The following is a 16,582-nucleotide window of genomic DNA, read 5'->3' on the forward strand; positions in this document are numbered from 1 at the left end:
TCTCGCTCATTTATTGTAAGATGGTTATATAGACTCATATCATTTTCTCCTTGGTTTTAATTTTTGTTGGCATGAATATTATACCAAGAAAATGATATGAGTTCTTTTTTTTGTTGCACTTAGATTATAAATTCAAGGGAAATGTATATGAAGCAGCAAATGCAATGAGAGCTATAGTTAAAGATGCTACAACTGTTATATGTCTAGCAACTATGCTACATACAATAGCTGTAGGAAATATGACACCTTCATTCCGTGTATTAGAAGATGGAACAATACGTCCAGTATATCTATACACTATAGATGCAGACGAGTTCGTTGTTAACAAACTTCTTGATAGAGGTAGTTTATCAGCAACAACAATGGTAACTAACGTTCAGGACTTTATAACTCGTGTTGCTAAAGGACTTGATTTAATAAAATAATTAATGTAACTTGTTCAAAAAATAATACAAAATTGGAGAAGCTGTTATGAAAAAAGGTGTATTCGGAAAATTGGCTTTGCTATTCGTAGCTGTTGCTTGGGGTAGTTCAATGGTTGTTATAAAGGGTTCTACTGATATACTACCAGCTGGATCTCTTCTTGCATGGCGTTTTACAATAGCTACACTAGTTTTAGGACTAGTAAACATAAAAAGATTAAAACAAATTGATAAAGAATATATAAAGAGTGGGATATTTATAGGAATATGCTTGTTTATGGCATATTTCACACAGACATTAGGTGTTATGCTTGAAATGCCAGGTAAGAGTCATTTCTTATCATCAGCATATTGTGTATTTGTACCATTCTTAGGATGGATAGTATTAAAAGAAAGACCTAAGATTTACCACATAATAGCAGCAGTAATGTGTGCTACAGGTATAGTGTTAGTTTCTTTGGTTGGAAACTTCAGTATAAGTTATGGAGATAGTTTATCTATAATAAGTTCAGTATTCTGGGCAGCACAGATAATAGCTATAGCTAAATGGGGTAATGGTAAAGACCCAGTTTTAATAACAATATTAGAATTTGTCGTATGTGCTATATTAGCTTGGGCTTTCACATTAACAATGGAAGATCCATTTGCAATACAGTGGAATACAGCTGCTGTTGGTGGAGTACTATATCTTGGTGTTGTTTGTTCTGGTATATGTTTCTTATTACAGACAATCGCACAGAAAACAGAAGATCCAACAAGTGTTTCTATAATATTAAGTTTCGAAAATATATTCGGATTAGTATTTGGAGCAGTGTTCTTTGGAGAAACATTTACTCCACAGTCAATAGTAGGATTTATTCTAATGTTCTTAGCTATAATAATAGCTGAAACACAGCTTTCTTTCCTAAAAAAGAAAAAAGTAGCTGAATAAAATTAAAATTTAATAAATTTCATTAAGTTTATTATGATATGTATCGGCGGTAGGTATCTATCGCCGATATAATTTTGATTAATATAACTTGTAAGTACAAAAAAACTCTGCTATCCTAAAAATAAGAAAATTTATAATAAAGTGAGGATTTTAGACATGGAAATACTAATTATAGATGCACAGGGTGGCGGAATAGGAAAACAATTAATAATAGAAATAAACAAAAATTTTAAAGATGCACACATAACTGCTGTTGGAACAAACTCAGTTGCAACAACAAATATGTTAAAAGCAGGAGCAAAAAACGCAGCTACAGGAGAAAATGCTGTTGTAGTTGGATGTAGAAAAGCAGATATTATAATAGGACCAGTAGGTATAGTTATAGCAGACTCTATGTACGGAGAAATAACTCCTAAAATGGCTGTAGCTGTTGGACAGAGTGATGCAAAAAAACTACTTATACCTATGAATCACTGCAACAATATAATTGTTGGAGTAGAAAATAAAAGAATGAATGAGTTCATTTCAGAAACAATTAATGATCTTAAATCATATTTATAATTACTAGAAAGTATTAAAAAATAGCAAGAAGCTTACAATTTATACAGGAAGTATAAAAACAATAAAAATTATATATAAAAACTAAGGCATATTTCGACATCTATATAAATAAAAAGTACCAGAAGGTATGAGTAAATTCAGTAGAATAAAAGATATGCTTTTTTGTTGGAAAAGAGGACTAATATGAACAAAAAAATTGTAAGTTTAGTAGCTACAGCGATGGTATTACCAATGCTACTTGTTGGTTGTGGAAAATCAGAGGCGAGTAATTCAAATCCAGAAGATGGAATAAAAATTTATATAGGTTCATCAATATTTGATGATAGTTTAGACCCTATAAAAGGCGGGATGTCAAATGGATATCCATTTACAAATGATGCACTTTTAAAGGTGAATAGTGAGTCTAAGTACGTAGGGGACTTAGCTAAGGATTGGAAAGTAAGCGATGACGCTTTAACATATACATTTGATTTAAATGATGGAGTTAAATTCAGCGATGGCAGTGAATTAACAGCAGAAGACGTTGTATTTACATATAATACAGTGAAAGAAAATCAGGCTCATAATGAAAACGTTGACTTAACATATTTAGAGTCTGTAAAAGAAGTGGATAAGGATACAGTAGAATTCAAATTAAAAGAACCATATTCACCATTCTTAGACACAACTGCTCAGCTGGGAATAGTTCCTTCAGATGCTTACGATAGCAAAAAATTTGACACTCAGCCAATAGGAACTGGTGCTTATAAAGTATCTCAGTACGATGCTAATCAGCAGATAATATTAGAAGCAAATGAAAACTATTTTGGAAAAGCTCCAGAAATAAAGAAAGTTACAATAGTTAATATGGAAGAAGACGCAGCCTTTTCATCAGCTAAAGCTGGAGAATTAGATGTTGCAATGGTTGGAACAAACTACGCTAATGAAGAAATTCCAGGTATGAAATTAGAAAAATTAGAAACTATGGACGTTCGTAATGTAGGACTTCCAGTTAGACCTGTTAGTGAAGTTAAGAGTCCAAGTGGAGAAATGGTAAAAGTTGGTAACAATGTAACATCAGATCCAGCAGTTAGAAAAGCGCTTGCGATAGGTATAGATCGTAAAAAAATAATAGAAAATGCTTCAAACGGAATAGGAAAGCCTGCAGTAAACTTTACAGACAACTTAGTATGGGCTAGTACAGATGACTACGAAGATAATAAAGTAGATGAAGCTAAAAAACTTTTAGATGAAGCTGGATGGAAAGAAACTGAAAGCGGAATTCGTGAAAAAGACGGACAGAAATGTACATTTGATTTATATGCATCAGCAGGAGAAATGGACCGTTACAACTTATGTGTAGCACTTGCTGAAAATGCAAAAGAACTTGGTATAGATATACCAGTAAAAACAGCTACTTGGGATGAAATATTGACATTACAGAATACTTCAGCAATCTTATGGGGTTGGGGACAGTATTCACCAACAGTTTTATCTTCATTATATAATTCAGAATTATTCTTATCTGGAGGATATGACAATGTTGTTGGTTACAATAATCCAGAAGTAGATGCAAAAATAAAAGAAGCTATAAATGCAAACTCTCAGGAAGATGCAGTAGCAGCATGGAAAGAAGTTCAGGGGTTAGCAGATAAAGATCATTCTAATTTATTCTTAGTAAATATAGAACATTGCTACTTTGTATCAGATAAATTAGATATATCAACAGATACACAGATACCTCATCCTCATGGACATGGAACACCAATCGTATGTAATATAGCAGATTGGAAATTAAAATAATATGGAGATAGATTATGAAGAGTTGGAGAAAAATATTAGGGGAATGCCTAAGAATGGTACTGCTTTTAGTAGCAGTTAGTATAATAGCATTTTTATTAATAGTAAAATCTCCTATAGATCCATTAGTTTCATACGTAGGAACTAATACAACTATCTCAGAAGAAGCTAAGCAGGAAATTGCTGAGGAGTGGGACTTAAATGCCCCACATTCTCAGCGTTTTATTACGTGGGGTGAACACGCACTTCATGGAGATTTAGGTATGTCAATTACCTATAAAAAACCAGTTGCTGAAGTAATAAAGACTAGATTTTCTTATTCGATAGTTTTAATGGCTGTTTCGTGGCTTCTTTCTGGAATAATAGGATTTATTTTGGGAGTTATATGCGGAATTATAGACGGAAGTATTTTTGATAGAATAATAAAAACATTTTGCTTGATAGTAAAATCCGCACCGGTATTTTGGATAGGACTTATCATGGTATCTATATTTGCAGTCAAGCTTGGATGGTTCCCACTAGGGATGGCAGTTCCAGCGGGAAAATTGGCGGCAGATGTAACGCTTGCGGATAAGATACATCATTTAATTCTTCCTGTGCTTACACTTACAATAGTAAGTATCAGTGAAGTAGTTTTATACACAAGACAAAAAGTTATAGAAATAATGAATAGTGATTTCATATTATATGCAAAAGCTAGAGGTGAAAATACAAAACAGCTTATAGCAAGACATATTTTAAGAAATGTATCGCTACCTGCGATTACAGTTCAGTTCGCTTCATTTAGTGAACTATTTGGTGGAATGGCACTTGCTGAGACAGTATTTGCCTACCCAGGAATAGGAACTGCAATAACTGCTGCAGCGTTAAATGGAGATGTTCCACTTCTATTAGGTATTTCAGTTTTCAGCGCAATATTTGTATTTGTCGGAAACTTAATAGCAAATATCTTATATGGAGTATTTGATCCTAGAATAAGAGAGGTGGATGCTCGTGAATAAAGATAAGGTATTTAATAGAAGAGTATTAGTTGTTATATTAATGGCTGTTGCGGTTACATATCTAATAGGTGTATTTGTTTGGGGATTATTTATGAATCCTCGGTCTTATGAGGCAAATTATGCGAACAAATTTTTATCACCTAGTTTAGCACATCCATTTGGGACTGATTTTATAGGGAGGGACATGTTCCATAGAACTATAAAAGGTCTTTCTAACAGTATAATTATAGGTGTACTTGCATCTATTTTTAGTTCAATTATTGCACTATTAGCTGGAATTGCATCTGCTGTATTTGGCGGATGGGTAGATAAATTTGTAAACTGGTGTGTCGACTTATGTATGGGATTACCTCATTTAGTATTATTAATGCTTATATCTTTTATGATGGGAAAAGGTGTAAAAGGTGTAACTATTGCAGTTGCTCTTACACATTGGCCATCTTTAACAAGAATAGTTAGATCTGAGGTTATGCAAATTCGTTCATCTCAATACGTAAAAGCGGCTTATAAAATGGGGAGAACAAAAACACAGGTTGCTTTTCAGCACATACTTCCTCATGTAATACCAGCTTATTTAATAGGACTAGTTTTATTATTTCCACATGCAATCATGCATGAAGCTTCTATTACATTCTTAGGATTTGGTATGCCTGCCGAAATGCCTGCGATAGGTGTAATTTTATCAGAAGCTATGCAGCATATTTCAACAGGAAAATGGTGGCTTGCACTATTCCCAGGATTAATGCTTTTAATAGCAGTGCTATTATTTGACATTATTGGTGAAAATCTAAAGAAACTTTGGAATCCTGAAAGTGGAAATGAATAAGGAGAGTTTAATATGGAAAAAAAGAATATATTGAGTGTAGATGATCTAATTGTATCATTTAGTATGTATAAAGGACTCTTCAAAAAGGAAAATCTAGAGGTTGTACACTCTCTATCACTTGATATTAATGAAGGTGAGATTGTAGCGGTGGTTGGTTCTAGTGGCTCTGGAAAAAGTCTTTTGGCCCACGCTGTTTTAGGATTACTTCCAAAGAATGCCTCTACAAGTGGGAAAATTCTTTATGAAGGTGAAGAGCTTACAGATAAAAAAAGAAGCGAACTTCTTGGAAGAAAGATAGTTTTCATACCTCAGTCTATTGATTATCTGGATCCAGTTATGAAAGTAGGCAAACAGGTTCAGGGAGTTTATTCTACTAAAGAAAGACAAGAAGAGTTATTTGAAAAATATAAATTAGATAAAAGTGTAGAAGATATGTATCCATTCCAGCTTTCTGGTGGAATGGCGAGAAGAGTACTTGTATCATCAGCGCTTATGGAAATGCCTAGACTTATAGTTGCAGACGAGCCAACGCCTGGACTTAGCGTGGATATGGCTATGGATACTCTAAAACATTTTAGAGAAATTGCAGATAAAGGTGCAGGTGTACTACTTATAACACATGACATCGACTTGGCACTTCACGTAGCAGATAGAATAGCAGTATTTTATGCAGGTACAATATTTGAGATAGCTTCTACAAAAGACTTCCTTGAAGGTAGGGATGCACTTAGACATCCATACAGCAAGGAATTTATATCAGCATTACCACAAAACGAATTTAAGTCTATAGAAGGGTTACAGCCTTATGCAGGTGAGCTACCTAAGGGATGTTTATATGCAAGTAGATGCCCTTATGTATCGGAAAAATGTTCAGGTGAAATTCCTATGAGAGAGCTTAGAGGCGGAAAGGTTAGGTGTGTAAATGCAACTTAGTATAGAAAATATAAATTTTAGATATACAGAAAAATCTCCTTGGATTTTAAAAGATGTAAATTTAAAGGTAGAATCAGGAGAAAGAGTAGGAATTATAGGGCCATCAGGTTATGGTAAAAGTACACTTTCCAAGATAATTGCAGGTTATGAAAAACCTACATCTGGAAAAATACTTATAGATGGCAAACCTATTAGTGAAAAGGGATTTTGTCCCGTACAGATGATTCATCAGCACCCAGAGTTATCAGTCAACCCTAGATGGAAGATGGATAAGGTACTGAATGAATGTTGGCAACCAGATGACAAAATGCTAAAGCGTTTTGGAATAGAAAAAGAATGGCTAAAAAGATGGCCAAATGAACTTTCTGGCGGAGAATTACAGAGATTTTGTATTACAAGAGTTTTGGCGCCAGAAACAAAATTTCTTATATGTGATGAGATTACTACTATGTTAGATGTTATTTCTCAGGCACAGATATGGAATGTGCTTCTAGGTATAGCTGAAGAAAAGGATTATGGGATGCTTATAGTAACACATAATATGGAATTGGCTAAAAGAGTATGCACAAGAATAGTTGATTTAAGGGAAATAAATCACAAGTAATTAAAATAATTATAGGAAATAAAATGGAGGTACTTAAATGGAGACAAGAGAAATGTTAAGCAAGGTTAAAAATGGAGAAATATCAGTTGAAGAAGCAGAAAAATTTTTCCGTAAACAGCCTTTTGAAGAATTAGGATATGCTAAGTTAGATACTCATAGAAAGGTTCGTTCTGGATGCGCAGAAGTTGTTTTTTGTAGTGGAAAGGCAAACGAACATTTATTAAGTATATACGAACATCTTTATTCTATGGAAGGAGAAGTTTTAGGAACAAGAGCATCTAAAGAACAGGCAGAACTAGTTAAATCAAAAATTCCTTGTGTCCAGTACGATCCTATTTCTAGAATTTTAAAGATAGAAAAAGAAGATAAGAAGTATATTGGAAAAATTGCAGTATGTACAGCAGGAACAGCAGATATTCCTGTTGCAGAAGAAGCAGCTCAGACAGCTGAGTTCTTTGGAAATAAAGTAGAAAGAATATACGATGTAGGAGTAAGTGGAATACACAGACTTCTATCAAGAATGGAAACAATACAGGATGCAAACTGTGTTATAGCAGTTGCTGGAATGGAGGGAGCACTAGCTAGTGTTATAGGAGGTTTAGTTGATAAACCTGTTATAGCCGTACCTACATCAATAGGATACGGAGCTAGTATGAATGGTATATCTGCCCTACTTACAATGATAAACTCTTGTGCAAATGGTATTGCAACAGTGAATATAGACAATGGGTATGGAGCAGGATATATTGCATCACAAATTAATAAACTAGGAGTGAACGATCATGAGTAAGAAAAAATTATACTTAGAATGCTATTCTGGAATTAGTGGAGATATGTTTGTTGCCTCTCTTTTAGATTTAGGGGCTGACTTAGAAGTACTTGAAAAATCTTTAAAAAGCCTTGAGTCAATTAAGGATAAATTTGAAATAAAAACAAGCAGAGTTGTAAAATCTGGATTAGATGCACTTGATTTTTCTGTTGTATTAGATGTAGACAATCACGATCACGATATGGAATATCTACATTCTAATAATTATAAACACGACCATGACCACAGTCACGACCACGATCATCATCACGATCATGAACACAGCCATGACCACGATCATCATCATGACCATGAACATAGTCATGACAACGACCATCATCACGACCATGACCACAGTCACGACCACGACCATCATCATGACCATGACCACAGTCATGATCACGGACATAGCCACGACCATGGGCACAGTCATGAACACGTTGGACTTATAGAAATCCAGCATATAATAAACAGCAGTGGAATAACAGAAAATGCAAAAAAAATAGCTAATAAAATATTTGATATAGTTGCAAATGCAGAAGCTAAAGCTCATGGAAAACCAAAAACAGAAGTTCACTTCCATGAAGTTGGGGCAGTAGACTCAATAGTAGATATAGTTGCAGCAGCTGTATGCATAGATAATCTAGGTATAGAAGACGTTATAATACCAGCATTATACGAAGGAGTTGGAACAGTTAGATGCCAGCATGGTGTACTTCCAGTTCCGGTACCAGCAGTTTTAAATATAGTAAATGCAGAAAATCTAACTCTTAGCATAACTGGTGTTCAGGGAGAATTTGTAACTCCAACAGGTGCAGCAATAGCAGCAGCTATATGCACAGAAAAAAAACTTCCAGAAAAATTTAGAGTAGTTAAAACTGGTATAGGTGCAGGTAAGAGAAATTATGAAAGACCTAGCCTTCTTAGAGCTATGATAATAGAGGAAGAAGAAACAGAAATAGAAAAAGATAAAATAGTAAAAATGGAAACTAATATAGACGATTGTACAGGTGAAGCACTTGGATATGTTATGCAGAAATTAATGGATGCAGGTGCGAGAGATGTGCATTATATGCCAGTTTTTATGAAAAAAAATAGACCAGGCTATCAGTTAAATGTTATCTGTAAAGAAGATAAAATGGACGAATTACAGAGAATAATATTTGAAGACACAACAAGTATAGGTATAAGAATTCAGTATATGGATAGAAAAATCCTAGAAAGAAGAACTGAAATGAGAGAAACATCTATGGGAACAGTGCAGATAAAAATTTGTGGACTTCCATCAGGTGAAAGAATTTACCCAGAACACGATAGCATAGCTAGAATATGCAAAGAAACTGGTAAAACTTGGCAGGATGTATATCGTCAAATAATCGAGGAGTGCAAGTAATAATATGAGTTATGAAGAAAAAAAGATAAGACTTTTAGAAGAGGTAGATAAATTATCTCAGGAAGATGTTGTACTTGCATTTTCAGGTGGTGTAGACAGCAGCCTTCTTTTAAAGTTGTTCTCAAAGTCAACTAAAAAAACAGGCAAAAAAGTCTATGCGGTAACAGTACACACAAAGATACATCCTATGAAAGATTTAGAGATTTCACGGAGAGTAGCGGATGAAATGGGTGTAGAACACAAAGTTATATCCATAGACGAGCTTAAAGAAGCTGGAATAGAGGACAACCCTGTAAATAGATGTTATCTTTGTAAGAAGAGTATATTTGAAAAATTACAGAGATATGCAGAAGAACTTGGTGTAAAACAGGTAGTGGAAGGTACAAATGAGGACGATTTACATGTATACAGACCAGGAATAAAAGCAATAAAAGAGCTTGGAATAAAAAGCCCTCTAGCTGATTCTGGATTTACAAAGGAAGAAGTTAGAAAACTTGCTGCAGAACTTGGGGTATCTGTATCAAATAGACCATCTACTCCATGTATGGCTACTAGATTCCCTTATGGAACAATGTTAGATTATGAAAGTATTCAAAAGGTTGAAGAAGCTGAAAAATGGCTTAGAGATTTAGGATTTTATAATGTAAGAATAAGAGTTCATGGGGATATAGCTAGGATAGAAGTAGATAAAAATGAAATGATGATGCTTTTAGAAAAGAAGGAAGAAATCGTTGAAAAATTAAAAGAGTTTGGATACGATTATATCACTCTAGACTTAGAAGGATTCCGTTCTGGAAGCATGGATATACATATAAAAAAGTAAAGACAAGAGTATAACTGCTCTTTGCTTCAGGCTTCAGTGCCCCATCCTATTATGTAACACATTTATAGGTATGGGGGCACTTGCAGTATTGTCGCTTTAGAGCAGTTATACACTCTTGTCTTTTTTTATACTTTGTTAGATTGTCTTTTCTTTAAATTCTTTTTTTATTTTTTCTGCTAATTCTCTGTTTTGAGAGATGTCAACTACAGTTGAGCAGAATGCTTTTATTACAGTATTCATTTTGTCGAATGCATATTGAGAGTTTACTAGTTCAAGAGCCTTTTGTGTATGTATAGGAAGTGGCTCTGGAGAGTCTAGGGCTATTTCAGCATATATAGTAGGGCATACGTAGCTTACATTTCCGATATCTGATGAACCCACAGGAAGTCTATTGTCCTTGTCTAAGAAATTATCCATACCATATAGTTTGAAATTGTCTTCAGTAGCTTTTATCATGCTATCAAGATGAACCGTATCGTCAAATGGATTTTCTATTAATCTGTACTCCAAAGTGCATCCAGTGCTTAGAGCAGCTGCATTTGCTATGTTTATAATTTTTTCTCTTAAAACTTTAAGTGAAGCCTTGTCTTTTTCCCTAATACTAAACTGACACGCAGCTAAGTCAGGTATTATGTTTGGTGCAGATCCTCCATTGCTTATAATACCGTGCACCTTTGCAGAAGGAGGTAGCTGCTGTCTAAGAAGTCCAATGTTTACAAACATAGAGATAACAGCATCAAGTGCGTTTATTCCTTTATCTGGAGCCTGAGATGCATGAGAAGCAAGTCCTTTAAATTCAAATTCAAATGAATTCATAGCTAAATTATGTACATACATATTGTCATGTGCATCTAGATGAGCCTGAAATGCATAATCTACATCGTCAAATGCTCCTAAATTTATCATATCGTATTTAGCGCCAAAAGTTTCCTCTGCAGGAGTACCTATTAAAGATACATTTATACCTAGTTCTTTTGACACTTTAGAAAGTACAACGGCGCAACCAGTCATAGTAGCTGCTATCCAGTTGTGTCCACAAGCATGTGCATTTGTGCATCTATCATCTCCATATCCTGGAAGTGCATCGTACTCTGCAATAAATGCGTAATTTTCATAAGAAGGATTGTTTATATAAGAAGCGACAATTGCTGTAGGAAGAGTTTCATAAGGTTCTTTTACAACAAAATCATGCTTTTTTAACGTATCTACAATACACTTTGCAGATAAAAATTCTTCTCCTCCAAGTTCGGGATTATTAAATAAATAATTTGATATTTCTTCAAAATTATGCTGATATTCATCTACTATATTACAAATTGTTTTTTTAAAATTGTTCATATTTGAATAATTCCCTTCATAATTATTTGATATTTTACTAAACCTACCACGATTAAAGCTACTGGTCTTCTTTACTATTTTTCATAAAATCAATAGCATCACTGTATTTTTTTAGTTCTGGCTCTATCTTTTCTTTGTATGTATGTCTTAGCTCTGAGAGTATGATATTACATAGAAGAATAGATAGAATTGGTGAATTGTAAAAAGTCTCAGCTGACTCTTTTGTTACAACATAGGCGTCGGCATTTAAAGAGTTTCCTACTATATCAGAATTTGTCATAGAAACAAACTTTGCTCCGACTTTTTTTGCATAACGTGCAACCATATAGTCATCGTCTTCCATATCTGAAAAATTGGACATAATCACTAAATCATGCTTTGAAAGAGTGATAAGTTTTTCTCTTAAACTAACTCCTTGCTCATCTGTATAGATACACTTTATCCCACATATAGGTAGATAATTGTATAAATATTTCATAGCAATCGAATCAGAGCCAAATCCTATCAAATAAACTGCTGAAGCATTTGCTATATATTTAACTATTTTCTTTATTGTATTTGGAGATATCGTCTTTTCAAAATTATTTATATCATTCACCAAATTAGAAAATATAGACTCTGTACAAGGTGTTGGCAAAAATGTTTCATATGGATTGTGCTTAATTGAGGATAATTGCTCATTATTTATTTCTCTCTTTAATTCTATAAATCCTTTGTACCCTATCTTTTGGCTAAATCTAACAAGTGTTGCCTTGCTTGTATCTGCATTTTCTGCAATTTCATTGCCGTTGTAATACGAAATAGTATCGTAATTATCTATAATGAATGTTGCAATTCTTTTTTCGTTTTTTGAAAAATTATCAAAATTGGAAATAATTTTATCTTTAATTGAACTCATAACTAAAAACCCCTTTAGAAATTGTAACTTATTTTATGATATTAATTATAACATAAAAAAAAGTATAAAAAAAAATTAAAATCTATATTAAATTAATGTTGAATATATATTTTATATATAGAAATTTGATATAATAAAGAAAAACTAAAATTTGGAGGTAAATTATGAACTTTTCATTTGCACACAATAACATAAACGTATTAGATTTACAGAAGAGTATGGAGTTCTATGAAAAAGCACTAGGACTAAAAGAAACTAGCAGAATAGAGTCTGAAGATGGTAGCTTTACAATAGTATATCTTGGAGATGGTGTTACTCCTCACAATCTTGAGCTTACTTGGTTAAGAGACTGGGATAGACCATATAATTTAGGTGACAACGAGTTCCATCTAGCTTTAAGAGTAGACGATTTTGAAGCAGCACACGAGCTTCACAAAGAAATGGGATGTATATGTTTTGAAAATGAAGCTATGGGGATATACTTTATAGCGGATCCAGATAACTACTGGGTTGAAATAATACCAAGCCATATGTAATAGAAAAAATATTATATTTTATAAAATTTAGTAAAACATAACAAATAATATCTTAAAATACTACCACAAGTGTTAAAAGTGGTAGTATTTTTTTGATTATCTGATAGTGTATGTTATACTTTATGAGTAGAAGAAAAGTTAAAAAATATAATTATAAAAAACTAAAATAAAGGAGAAAAAAATTGGATTATTTAAATATATTATTTCTGTCAATGATGCCTGTCACAGAGCTGAGGGGTGCAATTCCTATTGGTATAGCTATGAACCTAGATCCAATAGGCGTGTATATTGCAAGTGTTATAGGCTCTAGCTTAGTGGCAATTCCATTAATATTGACGTTTAGACATATACTAAACTTTATAAGAGAGATTTCTTTTTTAAAGAATATAGCTAAAAAAATAGACAATAAGATAGAGTCGTCTATGAAGAAGTTAAAGAGCGCATCTGTTCTAGGACTTATTCTGTTTGTAGGTGTTCCTCTTCCGACTACGGGAACATGGACTGCTGCAGCAATTGCATCGATACTACATATGAGAATAAGAAATGCATTTTTGGGAATTGTAGTGGGAAATATGATGGCTGGAGTGATAGTAACTGGAATATCAATGCATATAATATAAGAAAAGGTAATTAAGCTGTTACAATATTTTTGTAGCAGTTTTTATTTTGGAAAATTCCTTTACTATAGCTAAAGAAAACCTTATTATATTCAATAGAGGAAAGTAGAACCTCTATCTAAAAGCAAGGAGTGAATAAAATGTTAGGAGCAATAATTGGGGATATTCTAGGAAATGGATACGACTTTGGTCTAACAATCCCTAAATACGAAGAAGTACAGAAAAAATACGACGAACTATTCAAAGAAGGAATAGAAATAAATCCAAGAGTTAGGGAAATATTTACCGACGATACAGTAATGACTGTAGCTGTTGGAAAAGCTCTTTCTCAGACTTTTGACAAACCTGCAGAAGAAATAAAATTATGTCTAAGATACAATATGCAGATGTTTGGAAGAAGCCACATAACTGCCGGATATGGAACATTGTTTAGCAATTGGCTAATTTCTCAGAAACCAGAACCTTACGAAAGCATAGGAAATGGATCTGCTATGAGAGTATCTTCTGTTGGATGGCTTGCAAACAACCTAAATGAAGTGGATATCTACGCAAGATTATCTGCTGAAGTTACACACAACAGTGAAGAGGGGATAAAAGGTGCTCAGGCAATAGCGAGTGCAATATTCCTAGCGAGAAATGGAAGCAAAAAAGAAGCGATAAAGAAATATATAGAAAAAGAATATGGATACGACTTATCTAAATCTATAGAAGATTACAGAAGTGCAGACATAATGAAAAGGGACGCATTATGTGAAACAGCAGTTGTTCAGGCAATGGCTGCATTTTTAGAGAGCGAAAGTTTTGAAGATGCTGTAATAACTGCAGTTACAATAGGTGGAGATACCGACACAATAGCTGCAATTACAGGATCTATTGCCGAAGCATACTACGGAATAGATGAAAAAGCTAAAGAGCTTGTACTCACTTATCTTCCTGATGATTTAAAAAGAGGAATAAATGATTACACATATATCGTAATGTATAGAAGAAACGAAAGAAAAAAAGCTTACGATAAAATATTTGACGACATAAAATACTTCAAAGAAAGAATAAAAGAAGACACAGGAAGACCAGTTCCTATGTTTATGTTTAATCAGCCAGAGATGTCAGAAGAAGTTGAAAAACTTATAAATACAGCTCACCTTCCTGAGATAACAGACAAGGCGTATATAGATACATTAGACCTTCACAACATAGAAATGGACTCTGACTTATACAGAGAAAATGCAGCCGATTCTGGAGCATATCTTTTAAGAGCGATGCTTACTAGCATTGTAAGACAGGAAATATTTAATCCAGGAGCTGTAGACAAATGTGTAGACGATGGAACTGTTTACGTATTATTAGAAGAAATGAAGAAAAAGAAAGTATATAGATAATAAGGTGATTAAATTATGCTAAAAAAGGTAGATACAATAGAGAATAAAAATATCGACGAAAACCAATTAATGGCAGAAAAAATAGTAGATATAATAAATGGCTATGGTGTGGAAAACTGTGGACTTAGAATCAGCAATGGCGTAATTTTGGTATCGACTATAAACAAATACAAAGGGCTAAAATACTCGACCTCAATCCACACAGGTAAGGACAGATTTACCAGTATAGTAATAGACTTGGAAGAGCAAATCTACATAAATAACGAGGCTGAGAGAGATATTTTTTTAAACATGATATACGAGAGAAACAACTACTATGCAGAAAAACACTCTGGAAAAAATATGAGCCAGGGAATAGGCGTAAATAAAAATTATAAATTTGAAATGATAAAAAACGAAGTAGTTAAATTTAACTCTCAAAGTATAGTAAATTCATTTGTATCTACTGTAAATGAATTCATAGAAGAAGTAGATCGATTTGAAAAATTTCTATTCTAAAAATAGAACACTAAAAATATAGATATAATATTAAATCAACGAAAATATAAAATATTAAAAAGTGCCAACTATAATACAAATGAAGGTAATAAGAATAACTTGAATCAAATTAGAAAATAATTTGAAAAAGTTTGCCCAAAATACTTGACACCAATCTATGAAAATGTTATCCTAAATACAGTTGAAAAATGGATATGACAATTTGGAGTGTTACTGGTAGAGCAGGCAAGACCGAATTTTATAGAATGCACTATAGGTGTATTGTATAAAGTTAGGTCTTTTTTTTATTGTTATGATAATCTTATTATTATTATTATTTAAGGTATAGTAGTATGATGTGGAATTTATATTATATCTGGAAAGGCAAGGAATGTTTATGAAAGTTACAAAAGTTATAAATAATAATTTTGTATGCTCATGCAACGAAAAGAATAAAGAGATTATTGTAATGGGAAAAGGAATAGGATTTAAAGCTAAAGAAGGCGACGAGATAGATGCATCTAAAGTAGAGAAAGTATTCACTATGAATGGAAAATCTGCAATAGATAAATTCAAACGCTTGATTGAGGAGCTGCCTATTGAGCATTTTAAAGTGTCTAATGACATAATAAACTACGCAAAACGTACACTTGGCAAGAGATTAAATCAGAACATATACATAACTCTGACAGATCACATAAGCTTTTCAGTGTACAGATTTAAAAATGGTATGAAATTTAGTAATCCTCTCTTATGGGAAGTAAAGCATTTTTATAATCCAGAATATATAATTGGAGAATATGCTGTAAACCTAATAAAAGAAAAATTAGGTGTGGAAATGGGTGAAGATGAGGCGGCTAATATAGCACTTCATATAGTAAATGCTGAGTACAACACAGAGATGAACGACGCATTAAAAATAACTACTCTTATAGGAGATATACTAAAAATAGTAACAGATACTTTTGATATACAACTAGATGAAGAAAGCTTACATTATTCAAGACTTATTACACATCTGAAATTCCTTTCACAGAGGATATTTATGGGAGAGATGTTAAAAGATTCTGACGATGTATTTGCTGAAATGATAGCAATGAAATATCCTGAAGAATTTAAGTGCGCACTAAAGATAAGGGATTATATAGAAAAACAGTATAATCAGAGGATATCAAATGAAGAACTTGTATATCTTGCGGTGCATATAAGACGTGTTTCTACAATAGAGGATGAAAATTAAGAATTTTGAGGTGTAA

At 33.1% G+C, this 16,582-nt stretch carries 18 protein-coding genes; 16 read left to right on the forward strand and 2 right to left on the reverse strand.

The window, feature by feature from the left end; genetic code table 11:
• Positions 1-110 precede the first annotated feature (110 nt).
• From ACK2WN_RS01220 to larE, 11 genes are all read left to right on the forward strand, one after another.
• On the forward strand, positions 111-425 hold the full coding sequence (locus ACK2WN_RS01220) for a hypothetical protein (RefSeq protein ID WP_416154582.1): 315 nt from the start codon (positions 111-113) through the stop codon (positions 423-425).
• 46 nt (positions 426-471) lie between these two features.
• Entirely contained in the window at positions 472-1,353 is an 882-nt protein-coding gene (locus ACK2WN_RS01225; RefSeq protein ID WP_300530793.1) for a DMT family transporter, read from the forward strand.
• A 156-nt stretch (positions 1,354-1,509) separates the two neighbouring features.
• On the forward strand, positions 1,510-1,914 hold the full coding sequence (locus tag ACK2WN_RS01230) for a DUF3842 family protein (RefSeq protein WP_300530790.1): 405 nt from the start codon (positions 1,510-1,512) through the stop codon (positions 1,912-1,914).
• 183 nt (positions 1,915-2,097) lie between these two features.
• Positions 2,098-3,696, forward strand: coding sequence for an ABC transporter substrate-binding protein (locus ACK2WN_RS01235; protein WP_329999427.1), 1,599 nt, complete (start codon positions 2,098-2,100; stop codon positions 3,694-3,696).
• A 14-nt stretch (positions 3,697-3,710) separates the two neighbouring features.
• Complete coding sequence (locus ACK2WN_RS01240) at positions 3,711-4,694, forward strand: ABC transporter permease (RefSeq protein WP_416154583.1); 984 nt, start codon at positions 3,711-3,713, stop codon at positions 4,692-4,694.
• Positions 4,687-5,520 carry an ABC transporter permease gene (locus ACK2WN_RS01245; protein ID WP_331683478.1) on the forward strand — a complete coding sequence of 278 codons (834 nt, stop codon included), beginning with the start codon at positions 4,687-4,689 and terminating at the stop codon, positions 5,518-5,520. The genes ACK2WN_RS01240 and ACK2WN_RS01245 overlap by 8 nt, the downstream gene beginning before the upstream one ends.
• Before the next feature lie 12 nt (positions 5,521-5,532).
• The gene (locus ACK2WN_RS01250; RefSeq protein ID WP_416154584.1) at positions 5,533-6,453 is read left to right on the forward strand and encodes an ABC transporter ATP-binding protein; all 921 of its coding nucleotides are present in this window, start codon (positions 5,533-5,535) and stop codon (positions 6,451-6,453) included.
• Positions 6,443-7,057: an ABC transporter ATP-binding protein gene (locus ACK2WN_RS01255; protein ID WP_118549334.1), complete on the forward strand. Its 615-nt coding sequence runs from the start codon at positions 6,443-6,445 to the stop codon at positions 7,055-7,057. Before ACK2WN_RS01250 ends, ACK2WN_RS01255 begins: the two co-directional genes overlap by 11 nt.
• 37 nt (positions 7,058-7,094) lie before the next feature.
• On the forward strand, positions 7,095-7,847 hold the full coding sequence (larB, locus tag ACK2WN_RS01260) for a nickel pincer cofactor biosynthesis protein LarB (RefSeq protein WP_300530773.1): 753 nt from the start codon (positions 7,095-7,097) through the stop codon (positions 7,845-7,847).
• Positions 7,840-9,258 (forward strand): nickel pincer cofactor biosynthesis protein LarC, encoded by a 1,419-nt coding sequence (gene larC / locus ACK2WN_RS01265; protein ID WP_416154585.1) that lies wholly within the window; start codon positions 7,840-7,842, stop codon positions 9,256-9,258. Before larB ends, larC begins: the two co-directional genes overlap by 8 nt.
• Before the next feature lie 4 nt (positions 9,259-9,262).
• Positions 9,263-10,081, forward strand: a complete 819-nt coding sequence (larE, locus tag ACK2WN_RS01270; RefSeq protein ID WP_416154586.1) for an ATP-dependent sacrificial sulfur transferase LarE — start codon at positions 9,263-9,265, stop codon at positions 10,079-10,081.
• Positions 10,082-10,216: 135 nt separating this feature from the next.
• Here the strand turns inward: larE and ACK2WN_RS01275 are convergent, their stop codons facing one another.
• Complete coding sequence (locus ACK2WN_RS01275; protein WP_416154587.1) at positions 10,217-11,419, reverse strand: amidohydrolase; 1,203 nt, start codon at positions 11,417-11,419, stop codon at positions 10,217-10,219.
• Between the two features lie 58 nt (positions 11,420-11,477).
• The gene (locus ACK2WN_RS01280; RefSeq protein ID WP_300531129.1) at positions 11,478-12,317 is read right to left on the reverse strand and encodes a MurR/RpiR family transcriptional regulator; all 840 of its coding nucleotides are present in this window, start codon (positions 12,315-12,317) and stop codon (positions 11,478-11,480) included.
• A 164-nt stretch (positions 12,318-12,481) separates the two neighbouring features.
• Between ACK2WN_RS01280 and ACK2WN_RS01285 the strand changes: the two genes are divergently transcribed.
• The 5 genes from ACK2WN_RS01285 (at position 12,482) to licT (ending at position 16,566) form a co-directional block, all read left to right on the forward strand.
• Positions 12,482-12,853 carry a VOC family protein gene (locus ACK2WN_RS01285; RefSeq protein WP_118549340.1) on the forward strand — a complete coding sequence of 124 codons (372 nt, stop codon included), beginning with the start codon at positions 12,482-12,484 and terminating at the stop codon, positions 12,851-12,853.
• 212 nt (positions 12,854-13,065) lie between these two features.
• On the forward strand, positions 13,066-13,473 hold the full coding sequence (locus ACK2WN_RS01290) for a COG2426 family protein (RefSeq protein ID WP_300531124.1): 408 nt from the start codon (positions 13,066-13,068) through the stop codon (positions 13,471-13,473).
• A 137-nt stretch (positions 13,474-13,610) separates the two neighbouring features.
• Positions 13,611-14,849 (forward strand): ADP-ribosylglycohydrolase family protein, encoded by a 1,239-nt coding sequence (locus ACK2WN_RS01295; RefSeq protein ID WP_416154588.1) that lies wholly within the window; start codon positions 13,611-13,613, stop codon positions 14,847-14,849.
• Positions 14,850-14,864: 15 nt separating this feature from the next.
• A complete protein-coding gene (locus ACK2WN_RS01300) occupies positions 14,865-15,347 on the forward strand; it encodes a hypothetical protein (RefSeq protein ID WP_416154589.1) in 483 nt (160 codons plus the stop codon).
• Positions 15,348-15,717: 370 nt separating this feature from the next.
• Complete coding sequence (gene licT, locus ACK2WN_RS01305) at positions 15,718-16,566, forward strand: BglG family transcription antiterminator LicT (RefSeq protein WP_330415657.1); 849 nt, start codon at positions 15,718-15,720, stop codon at positions 16,564-16,566.
• Positions 16,567-16,582 lie beyond the last annotated feature (16 nt).

Source organism: Peptacetobacter sp. AB800 (assembly GCF_047807365.1).
Classification (GTDB): Bacteria; Bacillota; Clostridia; order Peptostreptococcales; family Peptostreptococcaceae; genus Peptacetobacter.